Raw genomic sequence first — 14,032 nt, forward strand, 5'->3', positions numbered from 1 at the left:
TTGTAGGTCTTAAAAAGATATAAATAGTCTGATTTAACTTATTTTAAGAATTAATTTTATCAATTTCTTGTAAAATTTCATTTTTTTCTTTTGTTGCAAACAATTTCTTTTCTTTTGATAGAAATTTCATAAGTGTTGCTTCGGAAAAATTTACCATTTTCAGCATTTATGATTTTTTCGATTTCAATTCCTGTGAAACCTAGTTTTCTAATGATTTCAATGATGAGAACTTTCGGTTTTCGGAATAAAATTTCTTTGTTCAAGGTAAATCCTTCTTCATTTTCATCCATTAAAATTTCTTGAAAGGTCTTTTCGGTTTCGTTTTGATAAAAATCGTTAACCGAACTTAGATAAGACAAACTTTCACCGAATTGTTCTAGAAACTGTGGAAAAATTTCCAGAATTTTTGGGGTGAGTTGATTTCGGATTTTATTTCTAAGATAATCGTTTTTTTCATTGGATTTATCTTCTCTGAAATCGATGCGGTTTTCTTCTGCAAAATCATAAATTTCTGCTTTGGTAAATTTCAGAAGTGGACGAACAATGCTGTTTTCATTTTTAGGAATTCCGCTTAATCCTTTAATTCCAGAACCTCGAGAAAGATTGATGAAAAAAGTTTCCAGCTCATCATTGAGATGATGAGCTGTAACAACATAATCCAGATTTTCTTCCTCTAAAATTTTGAAAAAGAAATCATATCTCAATTCTCTCGCCCAATTTTGAAGGGATTTCATTTGAGTTTTTTCTTGTTCTGAAACATCTTTTAGATGAAATTTGATTTTATTTTTTTTGCAAAAATCTTCTACAATTTTTTGATCAAGATTAGAATCATCTCCTCGAAAATGATAGTTTACATGAGCTACTTGAAACTCTAGACCTTTGCCATTTTGACTGGAATTGAAAAATCTAAACAAGTGCGAAAGCACCATAGAATCAGCACCACCAGAAACAGCCAAAAGAAATTTTTTAGAAAAAATGTCTTCTCCTAAAACTTCTAAATTTTCCTTAAAATTGTTAAAATCTAACAAAACTGCCTATTTTTAGGCAAATATAATTCTTCTTGTGGAATGATTTTTGTAATTTTGGTAACAATAATTTTAAAAAGATAAAAGCTTTATGAAAATTTTAAAAATTTTTGCTTTTGGAGCAATCGCACTTACGCTTACTTCATGTGTGAGCAAAAAGCAATATGATGCATTAAATCTTAACTACAAACAATGTGTTGAGAATGCAGGAGAGAGACAAAGACAAATTCAAGATTTACAAGCAGCAAATGCAGGTTTGACCAGTGAAAACAATTTATTAAGAGACCAAAACGGTGCACTTAAATCTTCACTAGACGCTTGTTTGTCTAACGCAGGAAAAGGTTCTGCTAATATTGATAAATTAATCGGAGAGATTAATGCGTCTAACTCTTACATTAAGCGTTTGATTTCTACCAATTCTAAAAATGACAGTTTAAATTTAGCTTTATCTAATAAATTGAAAAGAAGTTTAGATAATGTAGCAGATGCAGATGTAGATGTAAAAGTTCTAAAAGGAGTAGTGATGATTTCACTTTCTGACAAAATGCTTTACAAAACAGGAGATTATAACATTTTACCAGCGGCTCAAGAAGTGCTAGGAAAAGTGGCTAAAGTGATTAATGATTATGATACTTACAGCGTTCTTATCGAAGGAAATACGGATAACGTTCCTTTAGCAAGTGCTAATTTACCAAAAGACAACTGGGATTTGTCAGCGCTTAGAGCTACTTCTGTTGCGAAAATTTTACAAACACAATTTGGCGTAAATCCTAACAGAATTACAGCAGGAGGTAGAAGTGAGTACAATCCTAAAACGACTAATGCTTCCGTTTCTGGACGTGCAGAAAACCGTAGAACAGAAATCATCATCATGCCTAAGCTAGATGAATTCATGAAACTAATGGACATCGCTCCAGTAAAAAAATAGAATCTTAGATTTATTATTTAAAAACCTCGAATTTTTTTCGAGGTTTTTTATTTTTTTGATGAAAGAAAAAACAAACCTATACCAACAGCCAAATAAAATAATGTTCCAAAAGACAGGGTGAATAAATTTCTCCTTATATTTTTATTGAAATGATTATTGTAGAAAATATCATAGCCAGTGATCAAAATAAGTGGGAAAAATAAAATTGGCCAAATAAAAAAGATGAAAATTGGATGGTAAAAAATGTTTTTCAAAATGAATCTTTTGCTCAAAGTTAAAAAGAAAAGTAAATAAATTCTGTAATTTTGTAAAAAATCATCACATCAATCCATGAGTTATTTCGAAGAATTGCATCCAGAAATGGATAGATATTTAGAAGATACCGCTTCTGCAGAACCAGAAATTTTGAAAAGATTGCGCAAAGAAACTTTTCAGAAAACTACACAACCACACATGATTTCGGGATATCTTCAAGGTAGATTTCTTTCTTTGATTTCAAAAATGATTTCGCCAAAAAATATTCTAGAAATTGGAACTTTCACCGGTTATGCAGCGCTTTGTTTAGCTGAAGGCTTGCAGAGAGACGGAAAATTGACCACGCTAGATGTAAATGAAGATTTGGCTTATTTGCCTCAAAAATATTTTGCCCAAAGTGAATGGGCTTCTCAAATAGACTTTAAACTACAAGATGCTAAAGAATTTTTAAAAAATTCTAGCGAAACCTTTGATTTGATTTTCATTGATGCGGATAAAGAAAACTATCATGAATATTTACAATTGGTGAAACCCAGAATGAAATCTGGAAGTGTTTTGATGATTGATAATGTACTTTGGTACGGAAAAGTGCTTGATGAAAAGGGAAATAAACAAACCGAACAGATAAAACTCGTGAATAAATTAGTTGCTGAAGATGCAGATTTTGAAAATGTAATTTTACCTTTGCGAGACGGAGTTCATTTAGTTCGTAAGATATAAGGTTATGGAAAAATACTACTGCAGCGTGTCTGTTTCACCGATGAGAGCCGAAGTTTCAGAAAAATCTGAAATGATTTCTCAAATTTTATATGGTGAAACCTGTGAAATTTTAGAAACGGAAGGGAATTTCAGTAAAATCAAAATGGATTTTGATGGCTATGAAGGTTGGGTGAATTCTACAGTTTTAAAAAAACAAAATGCTGAAATTTCTAAAAATTTGGTGACGCAGTCTTTTGGTGAATTTAATTTGCCAGAAGGTAAAAGTTTACTTTCCATAGGAAGTGAAGTCGGTTTTGCAACAGAAAATGCTGTTGATACAAATAACCTGCGAGAAAGTTTAGTAGAAACGGCCAAAAAATTCTTGAATGTCCCTTTTTTATGGGGAGGAAGAAGTTTTTTTGGAATAGATGATAGCGGATTTGTACAGTTGTTGTATAAAGTTCACGGAATTACTTTACCGAGAGATCCAGAACAACAAGCTTTACATGGAACAGCTCGTGATTTTGTAGAAGAAAGCGAAGCAGGAGATTTAGCGTTTTTTGAAGATGCAGAAGGAAAAATTATTCATGTAGGTTTAGTATTATCGCCTTTTGAAATTATTCATGCAAGTGGAAAAGTGAGAATAGATTCTCTAGATTTTTCTGGAATTTATAATGCAGAACAAAATAAGCACACGCACAAATTGAGGTTTGTGAAAACAATGATTTAATTAAAAATTGGAAGTTGTGAATTAATGACTAAGTTTAAAAAAAATATTTTTATTAAATGATAAACTACAAAAACATTAATAAACTACTGTTAATTATTCAAGTTATATTGTTTTTATTTTTATGGATTTTCACAATAATTCATTTTTCTGAACTTCCCGAAATAATTCCTCAACATTATGGATTTGATGGAAAACCAAATGTTTATGGAAATAAAAGCATGATTTGGACTTTGCCTATTATAGGGAGTTTACTTTTTCTTTTGCTCAATCATGTCTCAAAAAATACAGATTCAGAATTACTAAATATATCTCCAAAAATAAAAGCAAAGCCCGAATTAGCAAGAACTTTTGTAAATGCACTATTAGTTTTTATTCTATTCTTGTTTTCCAGAATTTTATTTGAAGAAATAAAAATTATTAAAGGATTTCAAGAAAGTTTATCTTTTTTTGTCCCTACAATAATTATTGTTATGTTGGTTTCTATTGTTGGTTTTAATACCTATTATCATTACAAAAAATAAAATTACATTCTCACATTGAAATTTCTCTACAACATATCCATCTTTCATCTTGAATTAGCGTTCAAGGTTTTGTCGTGGTTTAATGACAAGATTAAAAGTGGTTTAGAAGGCAGAAAACAATCTTTAGAAATTGTAAAATCTAAAATAAAAAATGAGGACAGTGTCCTCTGGATGCACGCTGCAAGTTTGGGAGAATATGAACAAGGTTTGCCAGTTTTAGAAAAACTGAAAGATAAATATCCCAATCATAAAGTTTTAATTACTTTTTTCTCGCCTTCTGGTTATGAAAACGTGTTGAAAAAGAACAAAGAAGATATTTTGTGTTATCTTCCTTTTGATAAAAAATCTACGATTTCAGAATTTGTAAAAGCGGTTCATCCTGAAATTTTCTTTACCGTAAAATACGATTTTTGGTATCATCTTTTAGACGAACTCAAGCAAAATGGAGCTAAAGTTTTTGTGATTTCAGCGTTGTTTTATGAAAATCAAGTTTACTTTAAACCACAAGGAAAATGGTTTGTGAATGAACTGAAAAAAAATGTGGATTGGATTTTTCATCAAACCGAAAAGTCTCTTTCTTTAGCTCAAAGAGTAGGTTTAACCAAAGGTTCGGTTTCTGGAGATACACGTTTTGACAGAGTGAAACAAATCAAAAACAGAGATAATTCCGTAGAGTTGATTTCAGATTTTAAAGCAGATAAAAAACTGCTGGTTTTCGGAAGTTCTTGGGAAGCCGAAGAAAAAATGGCTCAAATTCTTTCTCAAAAATTAGAAAATTTTAAAATTCTTATCGCACCACATGATTTAAAAAGAGTTCAAAATCTCAAACAAATTTTTCCAAGCGCAATTCTCTACAGTGAAATCGCAAAATCGCAAAATCGTAAAACTGAAATTGAAACGACTTCACAACTTCACGATTTTACAACTTCACAAATACTCATCATAGACAGTATTGGCTTGCTTTCCAAACTCTATTCTTATGCAGATATTGCAGTTGTAGGAGGTGGTTTTCACGATAAAGGTTTGCACAATATTTTAGAAGCGGCAACTTTCGGCGTTCCTGTAATTTTTGGAAATCAATACAAGAAAAATCCTGAAGCTGATGCTTTAATTGCCCAAAATGGAGGTAAATCTTTCGATAATGAAGAATTGGCAGCTGATTTTGTCATTGAATTATCAAAAAATTCAAATCTGTTACAAGAAATGAGTGAAAATGCAAGGAATTTTGTTCATTCTCAACCGAATTCTTCTGAGATTATTCTAGAGAAAATTTTAGCATAATTTATTCTGAGCATAATACCTGATAACAATCATCTCGTAGCGATTTATAATCTTCATAATTTTGCAAAAAATTATCATGAAGAAAGTAATTGTAGGCGTTTTAATGTTGGTAGGCGCAATGTGGAGTTTTACGGGTTGTACTTCTAACCAAATTTCTCAAAAAGAAACCCATATCCAAGAAAATCTTAATCCAAATCAAATTTTAGAAGTTTTAAAAACTGGAAATGAACATTTTGTACATCACAAAAATGCTTTTCCGCATTTAGATGAAGCCAGAATGAAGGAAGAAGTTTCTGGGCAACATCCTATCGCAACGGTTGTGAGCTGTTCTGATTCTAGAGTGCCTGTAGAATTGGTTTTTGACCGTGGAATTTGTGATTTGTTTGTGATAAGAACTGCAGGGAATTCATTAGATGATGATATGACGATGGGGAGCTTAGAGTATGCGGTGAATCATTTACACACTAAATTAATTATTGTAGTGGGCCACGAAAAATGTGGCGGAATTACGGCTGCAATTTCTCAACATAATGAAGGAAAAGAACCCAAAGAAATTTCTAATCTTATAGAAACACTCAGAAAAGGAGTGGAGCCTTTCGTAGGAAAATCTGAAAAATTAGATGACGCAATTCATTATAATGTAGACCAACAAATTCAGAAAATTCTTCAAAACCAAGAACTGAAAGATTTAATTGATAAAGGAGAACTGAAAGTCATTGGTGGTTATTACCATCTTAATGACGGGAAAGTAGATTTTCTTAATTAAAAATTTTAGAATATTTCTTAAATCCATTGAAAGCCCAATTGGCGGTATAATATAAAGACTTGAGCGTGGAAAAATTCATGTGTTCTTTGTACACCAAATTTTGGTCTTTCATGATATTGGTTTTCTTTCTAGAAACACTTCCTTCTCGCATTCTGTATTTAGCCAAAGTTTTTTTAAGAGGCTTTCCGTAAGGGATTTTTTAAGATGGAGCTGTGAAAAAAGTAGAAGTAGTTTCTTTCACCGCTCAAAAACTCATTGTAAAAGGGGGAAAAAGAAATTGGCGGAGAAAATGTATATTGTAAAAGTGATCAATACATAAGATTAATTAATTTGTAAACGAGATATTTTATAATCCTTATTCATAACGATAGGGATTTTTCTTTTAAAAATCATAAATTTGTAAATTCTTAGAAATCAAGTTTAACAATACTTTAAAATATTACAGCGTGTTTTACGATCACAAGCAGATAGAGCAAAAATGGCAGAAGTTTTGGGAAGAAAACCAAACTTATAAAACTGAAAATAATTCTACAAAACCTAAATTCTACGTTTTAGATATGTTTCCTTATCCTTCTGGAGCGGGTTTACACGTAGGTCACCCTCTGGGTTATATCGCCTCTGATATTTATGCAAGGTTCAAGAGACATCAAGGTTTTAACGTTTTGCATCCTATCGGTTATGATTCTTTCGGTTTGCCAGCAGAACAATACGCGATTCAAACTGGGCAGCATCCTGCAATTACTACAGAGCAAAATATTACCAGATATGAAGAGCAATTAAGAAAAATTGGTTTCTCTTTCGATTGGAGTAGAGAAGTGAGAACTTCTGATGCTTCTTATTACAAATGGACGCAATGGATTTTTATAGAATTGTTTCATTCTTGGTACAATAAAACTTCGGATAAAGCAGAATCTATCGAAACTTTGGTAGAACATTTTTCAAAATTCGGGACTGAAAACTTAAACGCAGTTCAAAATGATGAATTAAATTTTACCGCAGAAGAATGGAATGCTGCTGATGAAAACAAAAAACAAGATATTTTACTCAATTACAGATTGGCTTATAGAGCCGAAACTACTGTAAACTGGTGTCCTGCTTTGGGAACTGTTTTGGCGAATGATGAGGTAAAAGACGGAAAATCTGAACGTGGCGGTTATCCTGTTTTTCAGAAAAAAATGATGCAGTGGAGCATGAGAATCACTGCGTATTCTGAAAGACTTTTAAATGGATTGAAAACTTTAGATTGGCCACAACCGTTGAAGGATTCTCAAGAATATTGGATTGGAAAATCTCAAGGAGCAGCGGTAAAGTTCCGAGTTCCGAGTTCCGAGTTCCGAGTTGATGAGGCAGAAATTGAGGTTTTTACAACAAGACCCGACACGATTTTTGGGGCAACTTTTATGGTTTTGGCGCCAGAAAATCCTTTGGTAGAAAAATTAACGACTCCAGAGCAAAAATCTGAAGTTGAAAACTATATAGAAGAAACTTCTAAAAAAACGGAACGTGATAGAATGGCAGACGTGAAAAACGTTTCCGGAGCGTTCACAGGAAGTTTTGCAATAAATCCTTTCACAGGGAAAAATATCCCGATTTATATTTCAGATTACGTTTTGATGGGTTACGGAACAGGGGCTGTAATGGCGGTTCCTGCGCATGATGAACGAGATCATCGTTTTGCGAAAAAATTCGGGTTAGAAATCATTAATGTTATTGAAAACGATTTCGATATTCAAGAAGAATCTTATGATTCTAAAGATTCAGTTTGTGTAAATTCTGAATTTTTAAACGGACTGAATTATAATGATGCGAAAGCAAAAATTATTTCAGAAATCGAAAAAATGGGAATCGGTCACGGAACTACCAATTACAGACAGCGTGATGCGATTTTCTCTCGTCAAAGATATTGGGGAGAGCCGGTTCCTGTGTATTATAAAGACGGAATGCCTTATACTTTGCCTGTTTCTGCATTGCCATTAGAATTGCCAGAAGTAGAGAAATATTTACCAACAGAAGACGGCGATCCACCATTAGGAAATGCGAAAAATTTCGCTTGGGACGAAGCTAGCCAAAAAGTAGTGGCTGTAGATTTAATTGATGAAAAAACCGTTTTCCCGATGGAACTTTCTACCATGCCAGGTTGGGCAGGAAGTTCTTGGTATTTCTTGAGATATATGGATCCGAAAAATGATGGTGAATTTTGTGCAAAAGATTTATCAGATTATTGGGGCGGCGTCGATTTATATATTGGCGGAAGCGAACACGCAACTGGTCATTTATTGTATTCTCGTTTTTGGAATATGTTCTTAAAAGACAGAGGTTACATTAACCAAGATGAACCTTTCCAAAAATTGATAAATCAAGGAATGATTTTGGGTTATAGCGCATTTATTGCTGAATCTTATCATGAAGATAAAAAAATAACGCCAATTTATATTTCCCAAGACTTATTAGCTCTTTCAAGTGTTGAATCGGATTGGATTGAAAAAAAGGAAGAATTTTACAGAAATGAAGGTTTGGATGAAAAGACAATTTCAGAAATTAAATTTAGATTTTTACATGTTGATATTTCATTATTGAAAAATGAAAGTAGTTTAGATATTGAAAAATTTAAACAATGGCGTTCAGAGTTTAACAACGCATTTGTTATTACAAATAATAAAGGGGAGTTAAAGGTTCTTCGTGAAGTAGAAAAAATGTCAAAATCAAAATACAACGTTGTAAATCCAGATGATATTGCAGAAGAATATGGTGCAGATTGTTTGCGTTTGTATGAAATATTCCTTGGTCCTTTAGAGCAATCAAAACCATGGAATACACAAGGTTTAAGCGGAGTTTACGGATTTTTGAAAAAATTCTATAACCTTTATTTTGATGGAGATAACTTCTCGGTTTCAGAGGAAGAGCCAACCAAAGCAGAATTGAAAGTTCTACATACTTTGATTAAGAAATTTACGTTTGATATTCAGAATTTCTCATTCAATACTTCGGTTTCTCAGTTTATGATTGCTGTAAACGAGTTGCAAAAAATGAAGTGCAATAAGAGAGCGATTTTAGAACCTTTAGCGGTTATTATTTCTCCTTATGCGCCACATATTTGCGAAGAATTGTGGGAAAAATTAGGTAAAAATACTTCTATAGAATTTGAGAAATTACCAGAATTAAATGAAGCGTATTTGGTAGAAGATGAGATAAACTATCCGGTAAGTTTCAATGGTAAAATGAAGTTTACCTTGGCTTTAGCAGCGGATTTAGATGCTAAACAAATTGAAGAAATAGCGATGAGTAATGAAAAGGTTCAAGAAATTTTAGCGGGAGCAACTCCTAAAAAAATAATTATTGTGCCAAAGAAGATTATCAATATCGTTTTTTAAGGAATTGTTAAATATTTTTTAAAAATTTATAAAAATTTCTTTGAATATTTGAAAAAAAATAAGGCTAAAAATTTTGTAGTTTTTATGATTTTAACATCATGTGAAAATATCTCACAAAAAATATAAAATATATTGTTAAATCTGTAATCTACAATGGTTTTCGAGAAACAAGAAATTTATCATAGTTTGATTTTTTAACTTGCATTTTCCAATAAAATAGCTTTATTTTACAGCCTCAAAAAATTAACAATTATAATTTAGTTTAATATGGAAATGAATGTTTCAACACAAGAGGAGCAAGTAGTTGCTAAAAAAGTAGGAGGCCTTAATCCTGCAGTTGTTTTACCTATTCTATATGTTATAGCGTTAGGTATTTATATTTTTATTTTAGGTAATCCTGGTAACTTTAAGAACGAAGGGGTTACTGGTCTTTCAGTTGCTTTTTCTGATGTAGAGAATAAGGACTTACATCCAGATTCTTTCATGGGAATTATTTACATGGGGGGACCAATCGTTCACATTTTGATTTTATTCATGATTACTGTTATTGTTTTCGCTATTGAGCGTTTCTTCGTTCTTAGAAAAGCAGCAGGTACAGGTAACTTAGAAAACTTTGTAATTAAAGTTAGAAATTTACTTGACAAAAATAAAATTGATGAAGCAGTTGAAGAGTGTGATGCTCAAAAAGGTTCTGTAGGTAACGTAGTGAAAGAAGGTCTTACAACTTACAAAGCTTTAGCAAATGATACAACTCTTAACAAAGAGCAAAAAATGGTAGCGCTTACTAAATCAATTGAAGAAGCTACAACTTTAGAAATGCCAATGTTAGAAAAGAACATGATGATTCTTTCTACTCTAGGTACAGTAGCTACGTTAGTTGCACTATTAGGAACGGTAATCGGTATGATTAAGTCTTTCCAAGCTTTAGGTGCTGCTGGAGGTACTCCTGATGCTGCTGCATTATCAATCGGTATTTCTGAAGCACTTATCAACACTGCATTAGGTATTGGTACTTCAGCTATCGCTATTATTCTTTATAACTTCTTTACTTCTAAAATTGACGGACTTACATACAAAATCGACGAGATTGGTATGTCTATCCAACAATCTTTTGCAGAATTTAACTAATCAGTTAATTTTTGGCAAAAAAATTGCACTCTTTTTAAATGAAAGAATGCATAACTAGAAGTTTAATTTAATAAAAAATAATAAAATGGCGAGAGTCAAACCAAAAAGACACGGTGTTGTAACAGACATGACAGCAATGTGTGATGTTACTTTCTTGCTTCTTACATTCTTTATTATGACTACTCAGTTTAAAAAGCCTGATGTAGAGCAAATTAAACCGCCAACTTCTATTTCTGAAAAATTACTTCCAGATGGGAACTTAATGACAGTTAATGTTACTCCAGACGGTAAGTTTTATTTCGCAGCTGTTGAAAACTTTAAAGAAAGATCAGAGTTGCTAGACAAAATGGGAGCTAAATATGGTGTAAAATTTTCAGAAGAAGAAAAAGTAGCTTTCTTCAAAACTCCAGCAATTGGAGTTCCGATGAATCAGCTTAAGAGTTTTCTTAAAATGCCTGAAGATCAAAGAAAGTTTGTAAAAACTGCGGGAGTTCCATTAGACAGTACAAATAAGCAATTAATAGATTGGATTAGTAGTAGTCTTGAAATTAATCCACAATATAAATTGGCTATTAAAGGAGATGCAAACACTAATTACCCTAAAGTAAAAAATTTATTTGAAGGGCTTAGAGATATAGAGTATTATAAGTTTTGGTTAATTACTAGCCAGGAAACTAATAAATAGTAAAGAAATGGCAGAAGTACAAGTACAAGAAAAGAGCGAAAAGGGAGGCAAAGTCCGTTCCAAAAAGCAGAGTACTAAAGTTGACATGACACCAATGGTGGACCTTAACTTTTTGATGCTAATGTTTTTTATGTTTACTACTACATTTAGTAAACCGAATGTAATGGACCTAGGGTTACCAGCAAAACCAAAAGTTGATCAACCAAAACCTAAAGATACTCAGATTGATTTAACGAATTCAATTTCGTTGATTATTGGTAAAAATAATAGAATTTTCTATCACCAGTTAGATCAAGCAGGTCTTAATGAACAGACTTTACAAGAGACTACTTATGATAGAGAAGGGATTACAAAAGTAATCGAGCAAGCAAAACGTAATGCTAAAGATGTTACTAAATTTACAGTAATTATCAAGCCTACAGATGATGCAGTGTATAAAAATTTCGTAGATATTTTAGATGAAATGGCGATTACTAATTCTCAGCAATATGGGGTTACAGATATTAAGCCATGGGAAAAAGTTATCTACGAGAAAAAAGTTGGAGGTTCTACACCGGCACCAGCTCAATAATTAATTCAAAACTTATTTGAATATTATGGAAAATGAAAATTTAAATTACAATCCATCTTTAGATGAAATTGTATTTGAGCATAGAAATAAAGAATACGGTGCATATGATTTAAGATCAAGTTATAGAAGAATCTTAACAAGATCTATGATCATTGGAACTCTTATTTTCTGTATAGCAGCAATTACTCCTTTTGTAGTAATGAAAATTAAGCAATTAGCTGCTAAAGAAAAGACAGAAGTAGATGCTAACCTTATCGAAATTCTTCCTGAAGAACAAGTGAAAGAAGAGATTGTGGAAAAAGAAGAAACTCCACCACCTCCACCACCTAAAGTAGAAGAAAAGATTGAAATTCTACAAAATGTAGTACCTGAACCAGTAAAGGCGCCTAAAGTGGAAACTCCACCTCCGCCAATTTCTGAACAGTTAAAAACTACAACAGGTCTTGTAAATCAAGAAGGTGTAAAACAAACGAATTATGCACCACCTCCTGTTGCTGCTCCACCAAAAGCTGCTGCAGTAGAGTCTAAAGCTCCAAGTACTACAGAGGTTTATGAATCTGTAGACCAAGAAGCAGAATTCCCTGGAAGTTTAAACTCTTTTAGAAATAAAATTGGTGAAAACTTTGATAACTCTGCAATGGAAGGAGGAGAAGGAACGCTTAAAACTACAGTTACCTTTATTGTAGAAAGAGATGGTACAATTTCTGATGTTAAAGCATCTGGTTCTAACCCAGATTTTAATAGTGAAGCTGTAAGAACAGTGAAAAGTATTAGAACAAAATGGGTTCCTGCAAAAATTAATGGTCAACCAGTAAGACAAAGATTTAGGTTACCATTAACTATGAATTTTGAATAAACTTACCAATTTTCATATAAAAAGAGAAGCGTAAGCTTCTCTTTTTTATGTCATTTATTAATAAACTTAATTGCTTTTATATGTTTAATTACTTATCTGTTTTAATCGGGTTATTTTATATTGCATTAGGTGTTTTTGTAATTGTATATCGTTTTTTTCTAGTACAATTAGATGAGATACCATCTTATTTATTAGGTGGATTACTCATTTTATATGGAATTTTTAGAATAGGAAGAGCAATTTATTACATAAGAAGAAAGGATGAAGAAGACGTTTAAGATTTTTATTTTTTTTATTTCAGTTTTTTCAGTCATTTCTTGTTCTCAAAATGAATCAAGCAGACCAAACAAAGGTGAAATAGTCATTGCTGCAGATGAATCTTTTAGAAACGTAACAGAAGCTTTGGCAGAAAGATATGTTGCGCATTATCCTGAAACTAAACTTCATCTCAAATTTCAGAAAGAAGACTATGCCTTAATGGATTTATTGAAGCGAAACGTAAGAGTTATTGTGATGTCTAGAGAACTTACAGCAAAAGAAAAAAAACTCTATGAAGAAATGGTAGATCTTCCTTTAGAGCCAGCAAAATTCGCTGGAGATGCTGTGGTATTTGTAGTTGCTAAAGATTCTCCTAAAAACTCAATTAGTGTTCAAGAAATAAAAAATGAACTACAATCTGATGAAAAAAATATAATTTTTGATGGTGTAAATGCTAGTAATTTTAATTTTGTAGCTCAGAAATTAAATTTAGCCCCTCAAAAAATAAAATATTCACTAATTAAAGGTAATAAAGGAATTGTAGAGAAAATTAATAAATTCCCTAATAGTATAGGGGTTATTAGTCTTAATACCATCTCGAATCCTTACTCTCGAGAAGCTGAAGATTTAAGGAAACAAATAAAAATTCTCTCTGTTACAGAAAATAATATTGCTTATGAGCCGAACAGAGAAAATATAAGAAATATGAAATATCCTTTCACCAGGATTCTTTATTTTTTAACTAATGAAGGACATTTTGGGTTAGGAAATGGTTTTATCAGATTCTCTTGCACTCAAAAAGGTCAAATAGTGGTAAGTAAAGAAGGACTTCAACCTTATAATATTTTTAAGAGAGAAGTAATGATGAGATAAAAAATTTTTAATTTTAAGAGATTTAATTTAATTTTGGAACGGTAATTGTGTATTAGTAATTAACATAATACATTAACAATAAAAA

The 14,032-nt window shown here is 31.8% G+C and carries 13 protein-coding genes and 1 pseudogene; 12 read left to right on the top strand and 2 right to left on the bottom strand.

Annotation, left to right across the window (positions count from 1 at the left end):
* Window positions 1–77 precede the first annotated feature (77 nt).
* Entirely contained in the window at window positions 78–1,028 is a 951-nt protein-coding gene (tilS, locus tag C3729_RS09605) for a tRNA lysidine(34) synthetase TilS (RefSeq protein WP_104793935.1), read from the bottom strand.
* 88 nt (window positions 1,029–1,116) lie between these two features.
* Here tilS and C3729_RS09610 point away from each other — a divergent pair, with 88 nt between their 5' ends.
* The 6 genes from C3729_RS09610 (at window position 1,117) to C3729_RS09640 (ending at window position 6,205) form a co-directional block, all read left to right on the top strand.
* Window positions 1,117–1,953, top strand: coding sequence for a flagellar motor protein MotB (locus C3729_RS09610; RefSeq protein WP_104793936.1), 837 nt, complete (start codon window positions 1,117–1,119; stop codon window positions 1,951–1,953).
* Between the two features lie 330 nt (window positions 1,954–2,283).
* Window positions 2,284–2,928 (top strand): O-methyltransferase, encoded by a 645-nt coding sequence (locus C3729_RS09620; RefSeq protein WP_104793938.1) that lies wholly within the window; start codon window positions 2,284–2,286, stop codon window positions 2,926–2,928.
* Between the two features lie 4 nt (window positions 2,929–2,932).
* On the top strand, window positions 2,933–3,637 hold the full coding sequence (locus C3729_RS09625) for an NlpC/P60 family protein (RefSeq protein WP_104793939.1): 705 nt from the start codon (window positions 2,933–2,935) through the stop codon (window positions 3,635–3,637).
* A gap of 56 nt (window positions 3,638–3,693) precedes the next feature.
* Window positions 3,694–4,158: a DUF1648 domain-containing protein gene (locus tag C3729_RS09630; RefSeq protein WP_104793940.1), complete on the top strand. Its 465-nt coding sequence runs from the start codon at window positions 3,694–3,696 to the stop codon at window positions 4,156–4,158.
* 15 nt (window positions 4,159–4,173) lie between these two features.
* On the top strand, window positions 4,174–5,439 hold the full coding sequence (locus tag C3729_RS09635; RefSeq protein ID WP_104793941.1) for a 3-deoxy-D-manno-octulosonic acid transferase: 1,266 nt from the start codon (window positions 4,174–4,176) through the stop codon (window positions 5,437–5,439).
* A gap of 76 nt (window positions 5,440–5,515) precedes the next feature.
* Window positions 5,516–6,205: a carbonic anhydrase gene (locus tag C3729_RS09640; protein ID WP_104793942.1), complete on the top strand. Its 690-nt coding sequence runs from the start codon at window positions 5,516–5,518 to the stop codon at window positions 6,203–6,205.
* Here the strand turns inward: C3729_RS09640 and C3729_RS09645 are convergent.
* Window positions 6,198–6,404: pseudogene (locus tag C3729_RS09645) on the bottom strand (glycosyltransferase family 2 protein); the annotation flags it as partial. The gene C3729_RS09640 and the pseudogene C3729_RS09645 sit on opposite strands and share 8 nt — an antisense overlap.
* A gap of 247 nt (window positions 6,405–6,651) precedes the next feature.
* Between C3729_RS09645 and C3729_RS09650 the strand changes: the two are divergent.
* From C3729_RS09650 to C3729_RS09680, 6 genes are all read left to right on the top strand, one after another.
* Window positions 6,652–9,576 (top strand): leucine--tRNA ligase, encoded by a 2,925-nt coding sequence (locus C3729_RS09650; protein WP_104793943.1) that lies wholly within the window; start codon window positions 6,652–6,654, stop codon window positions 9,574–9,576.
* A 267-nt stretch (window positions 9,577–9,843) separates the two neighbouring features.
* Window positions 9,844–10,704: a MotA/TolQ/ExbB proton channel family protein gene (locus tag C3729_RS09655; RefSeq protein ID WP_104793944.1), complete on the top strand. Its 861-nt coding sequence runs from the start codon at window positions 9,844–9,846 to the stop codon at window positions 10,702–10,704.
* Between the two features lie 85 nt (window positions 10,705–10,789).
* Window positions 10,790–11,389 carry an ExbD/TolR family protein gene (locus C3729_RS09660; RefSeq protein ID WP_104793945.1) on the top strand — a complete coding sequence of 200 codons (600 nt, stop codon included), beginning with the start codon at window positions 10,790–10,792 and terminating at the stop codon, window positions 11,387–11,389.
* 7 nt (window positions 11,390–11,396) lie between these two features.
* Complete coding sequence (locus C3729_RS09665; RefSeq protein ID WP_104793946.1) at window positions 11,397–11,960, top strand: ExbD/TolR family protein; 564 nt, start codon at window positions 11,397–11,399, stop codon at window positions 11,958–11,960.
* Window positions 11,961–11,985: 25 nt separating this feature from the next.
* On the top strand, window positions 11,986–12,816 hold the full coding sequence (locus C3729_RS09670) for an energy transducer TonB (protein WP_104793947.1): 831 nt from the start codon (window positions 11,986–11,988) through the stop codon (window positions 12,814–12,816).
* Between the two features lie 261 nt (window positions 12,817–13,077).
* A complete protein-coding gene (locus tag C3729_RS09680) occupies window positions 13,078–13,947 on the top strand; it encodes a PstS family phosphate ABC transporter substrate-binding protein (RefSeq protein ID WP_104793949.1) in 870 nt (289 codons plus the stop codon).
* Window positions 13,948–14,032 lie beyond the last annotated feature (85 nt).

This window comes from Cloacibacterium normanense, from assembly GCF_002943105.1.
Taxonomy (GTDB): Bacteria; Bacteroidota; Bacteroidia; order Flavobacteriales; family Weeksellaceae; genus Cloacibacterium.

Excerpts from the sequence above, each read along its gene's own strand:
- C3729_RS09610 (WP_104793936.1), top strand. The coding sequence starts at position 1,117 with ATGAAAATTTTAAAAATTTTTGCTTTTGGAGCAATCGCACTTACGCTT.
- C3729_RS09620 (WP_104793938.1), top strand. The coding sequence starts at position 2,284 with ATGAGTTATTTCGAAGAATTGCATCCAGAAATGGATAGATATTTAGAA.
- C3729_RS09625 (WP_104793939.1), top strand. The coding sequence starts at position 2,933 with ATGGAAAAATACTACTGCAGCGTGTCTGTTTCACCGATGAGAGCCGAA.
- C3729_RS09630 (WP_104793940.1), top strand. The coding sequence starts at position 3,694 with ATGATAAACTACAAAAACATTAATAAACTACTGTTAATTATTCAAGTT.
- C3729_RS09640 (WP_104793942.1), top strand. The coding sequence starts at position 5,516 with ATGAAGAAAGTAATTGTAGGCGTTTTAATGTTGGTAGGCGCAATGTGG.
- C3729_RS09655 (WP_104793944.1), top strand. The coding sequence starts at position 9,844 with ATGGAAATGAATGTTTCAACACAAGAGGAGCAAGTAGTTGCTAAAAAA.
- C3729_RS09660 (WP_104793945.1), top strand. The coding sequence starts at position 10,790 with ATGGCGAGAGTCAAACCAAAAAGACACGGTGTTGTAACAGACATGACA.
- C3729_RS09665 (WP_104793946.1), top strand. The coding sequence starts at position 11,397 with ATGGCAGAAGTACAAGTACAAGAAAAGAGCGAAAAGGGAGGCAAAGTC.
- C3729_RS09670 (WP_104793947.1), top strand. The coding sequence starts at position 11,986 with ATGGAAAATGAAAATTTAAATTACAATCCATCTTTAGATGAAATTGTA.
- C3729_RS09680 (WP_104793949.1), top strand. The coding sequence starts at position 13,078 with ATGAAGAAGACGTTTAAGATTTTTATTTTTTTTATTTCAGTTTTTTCA.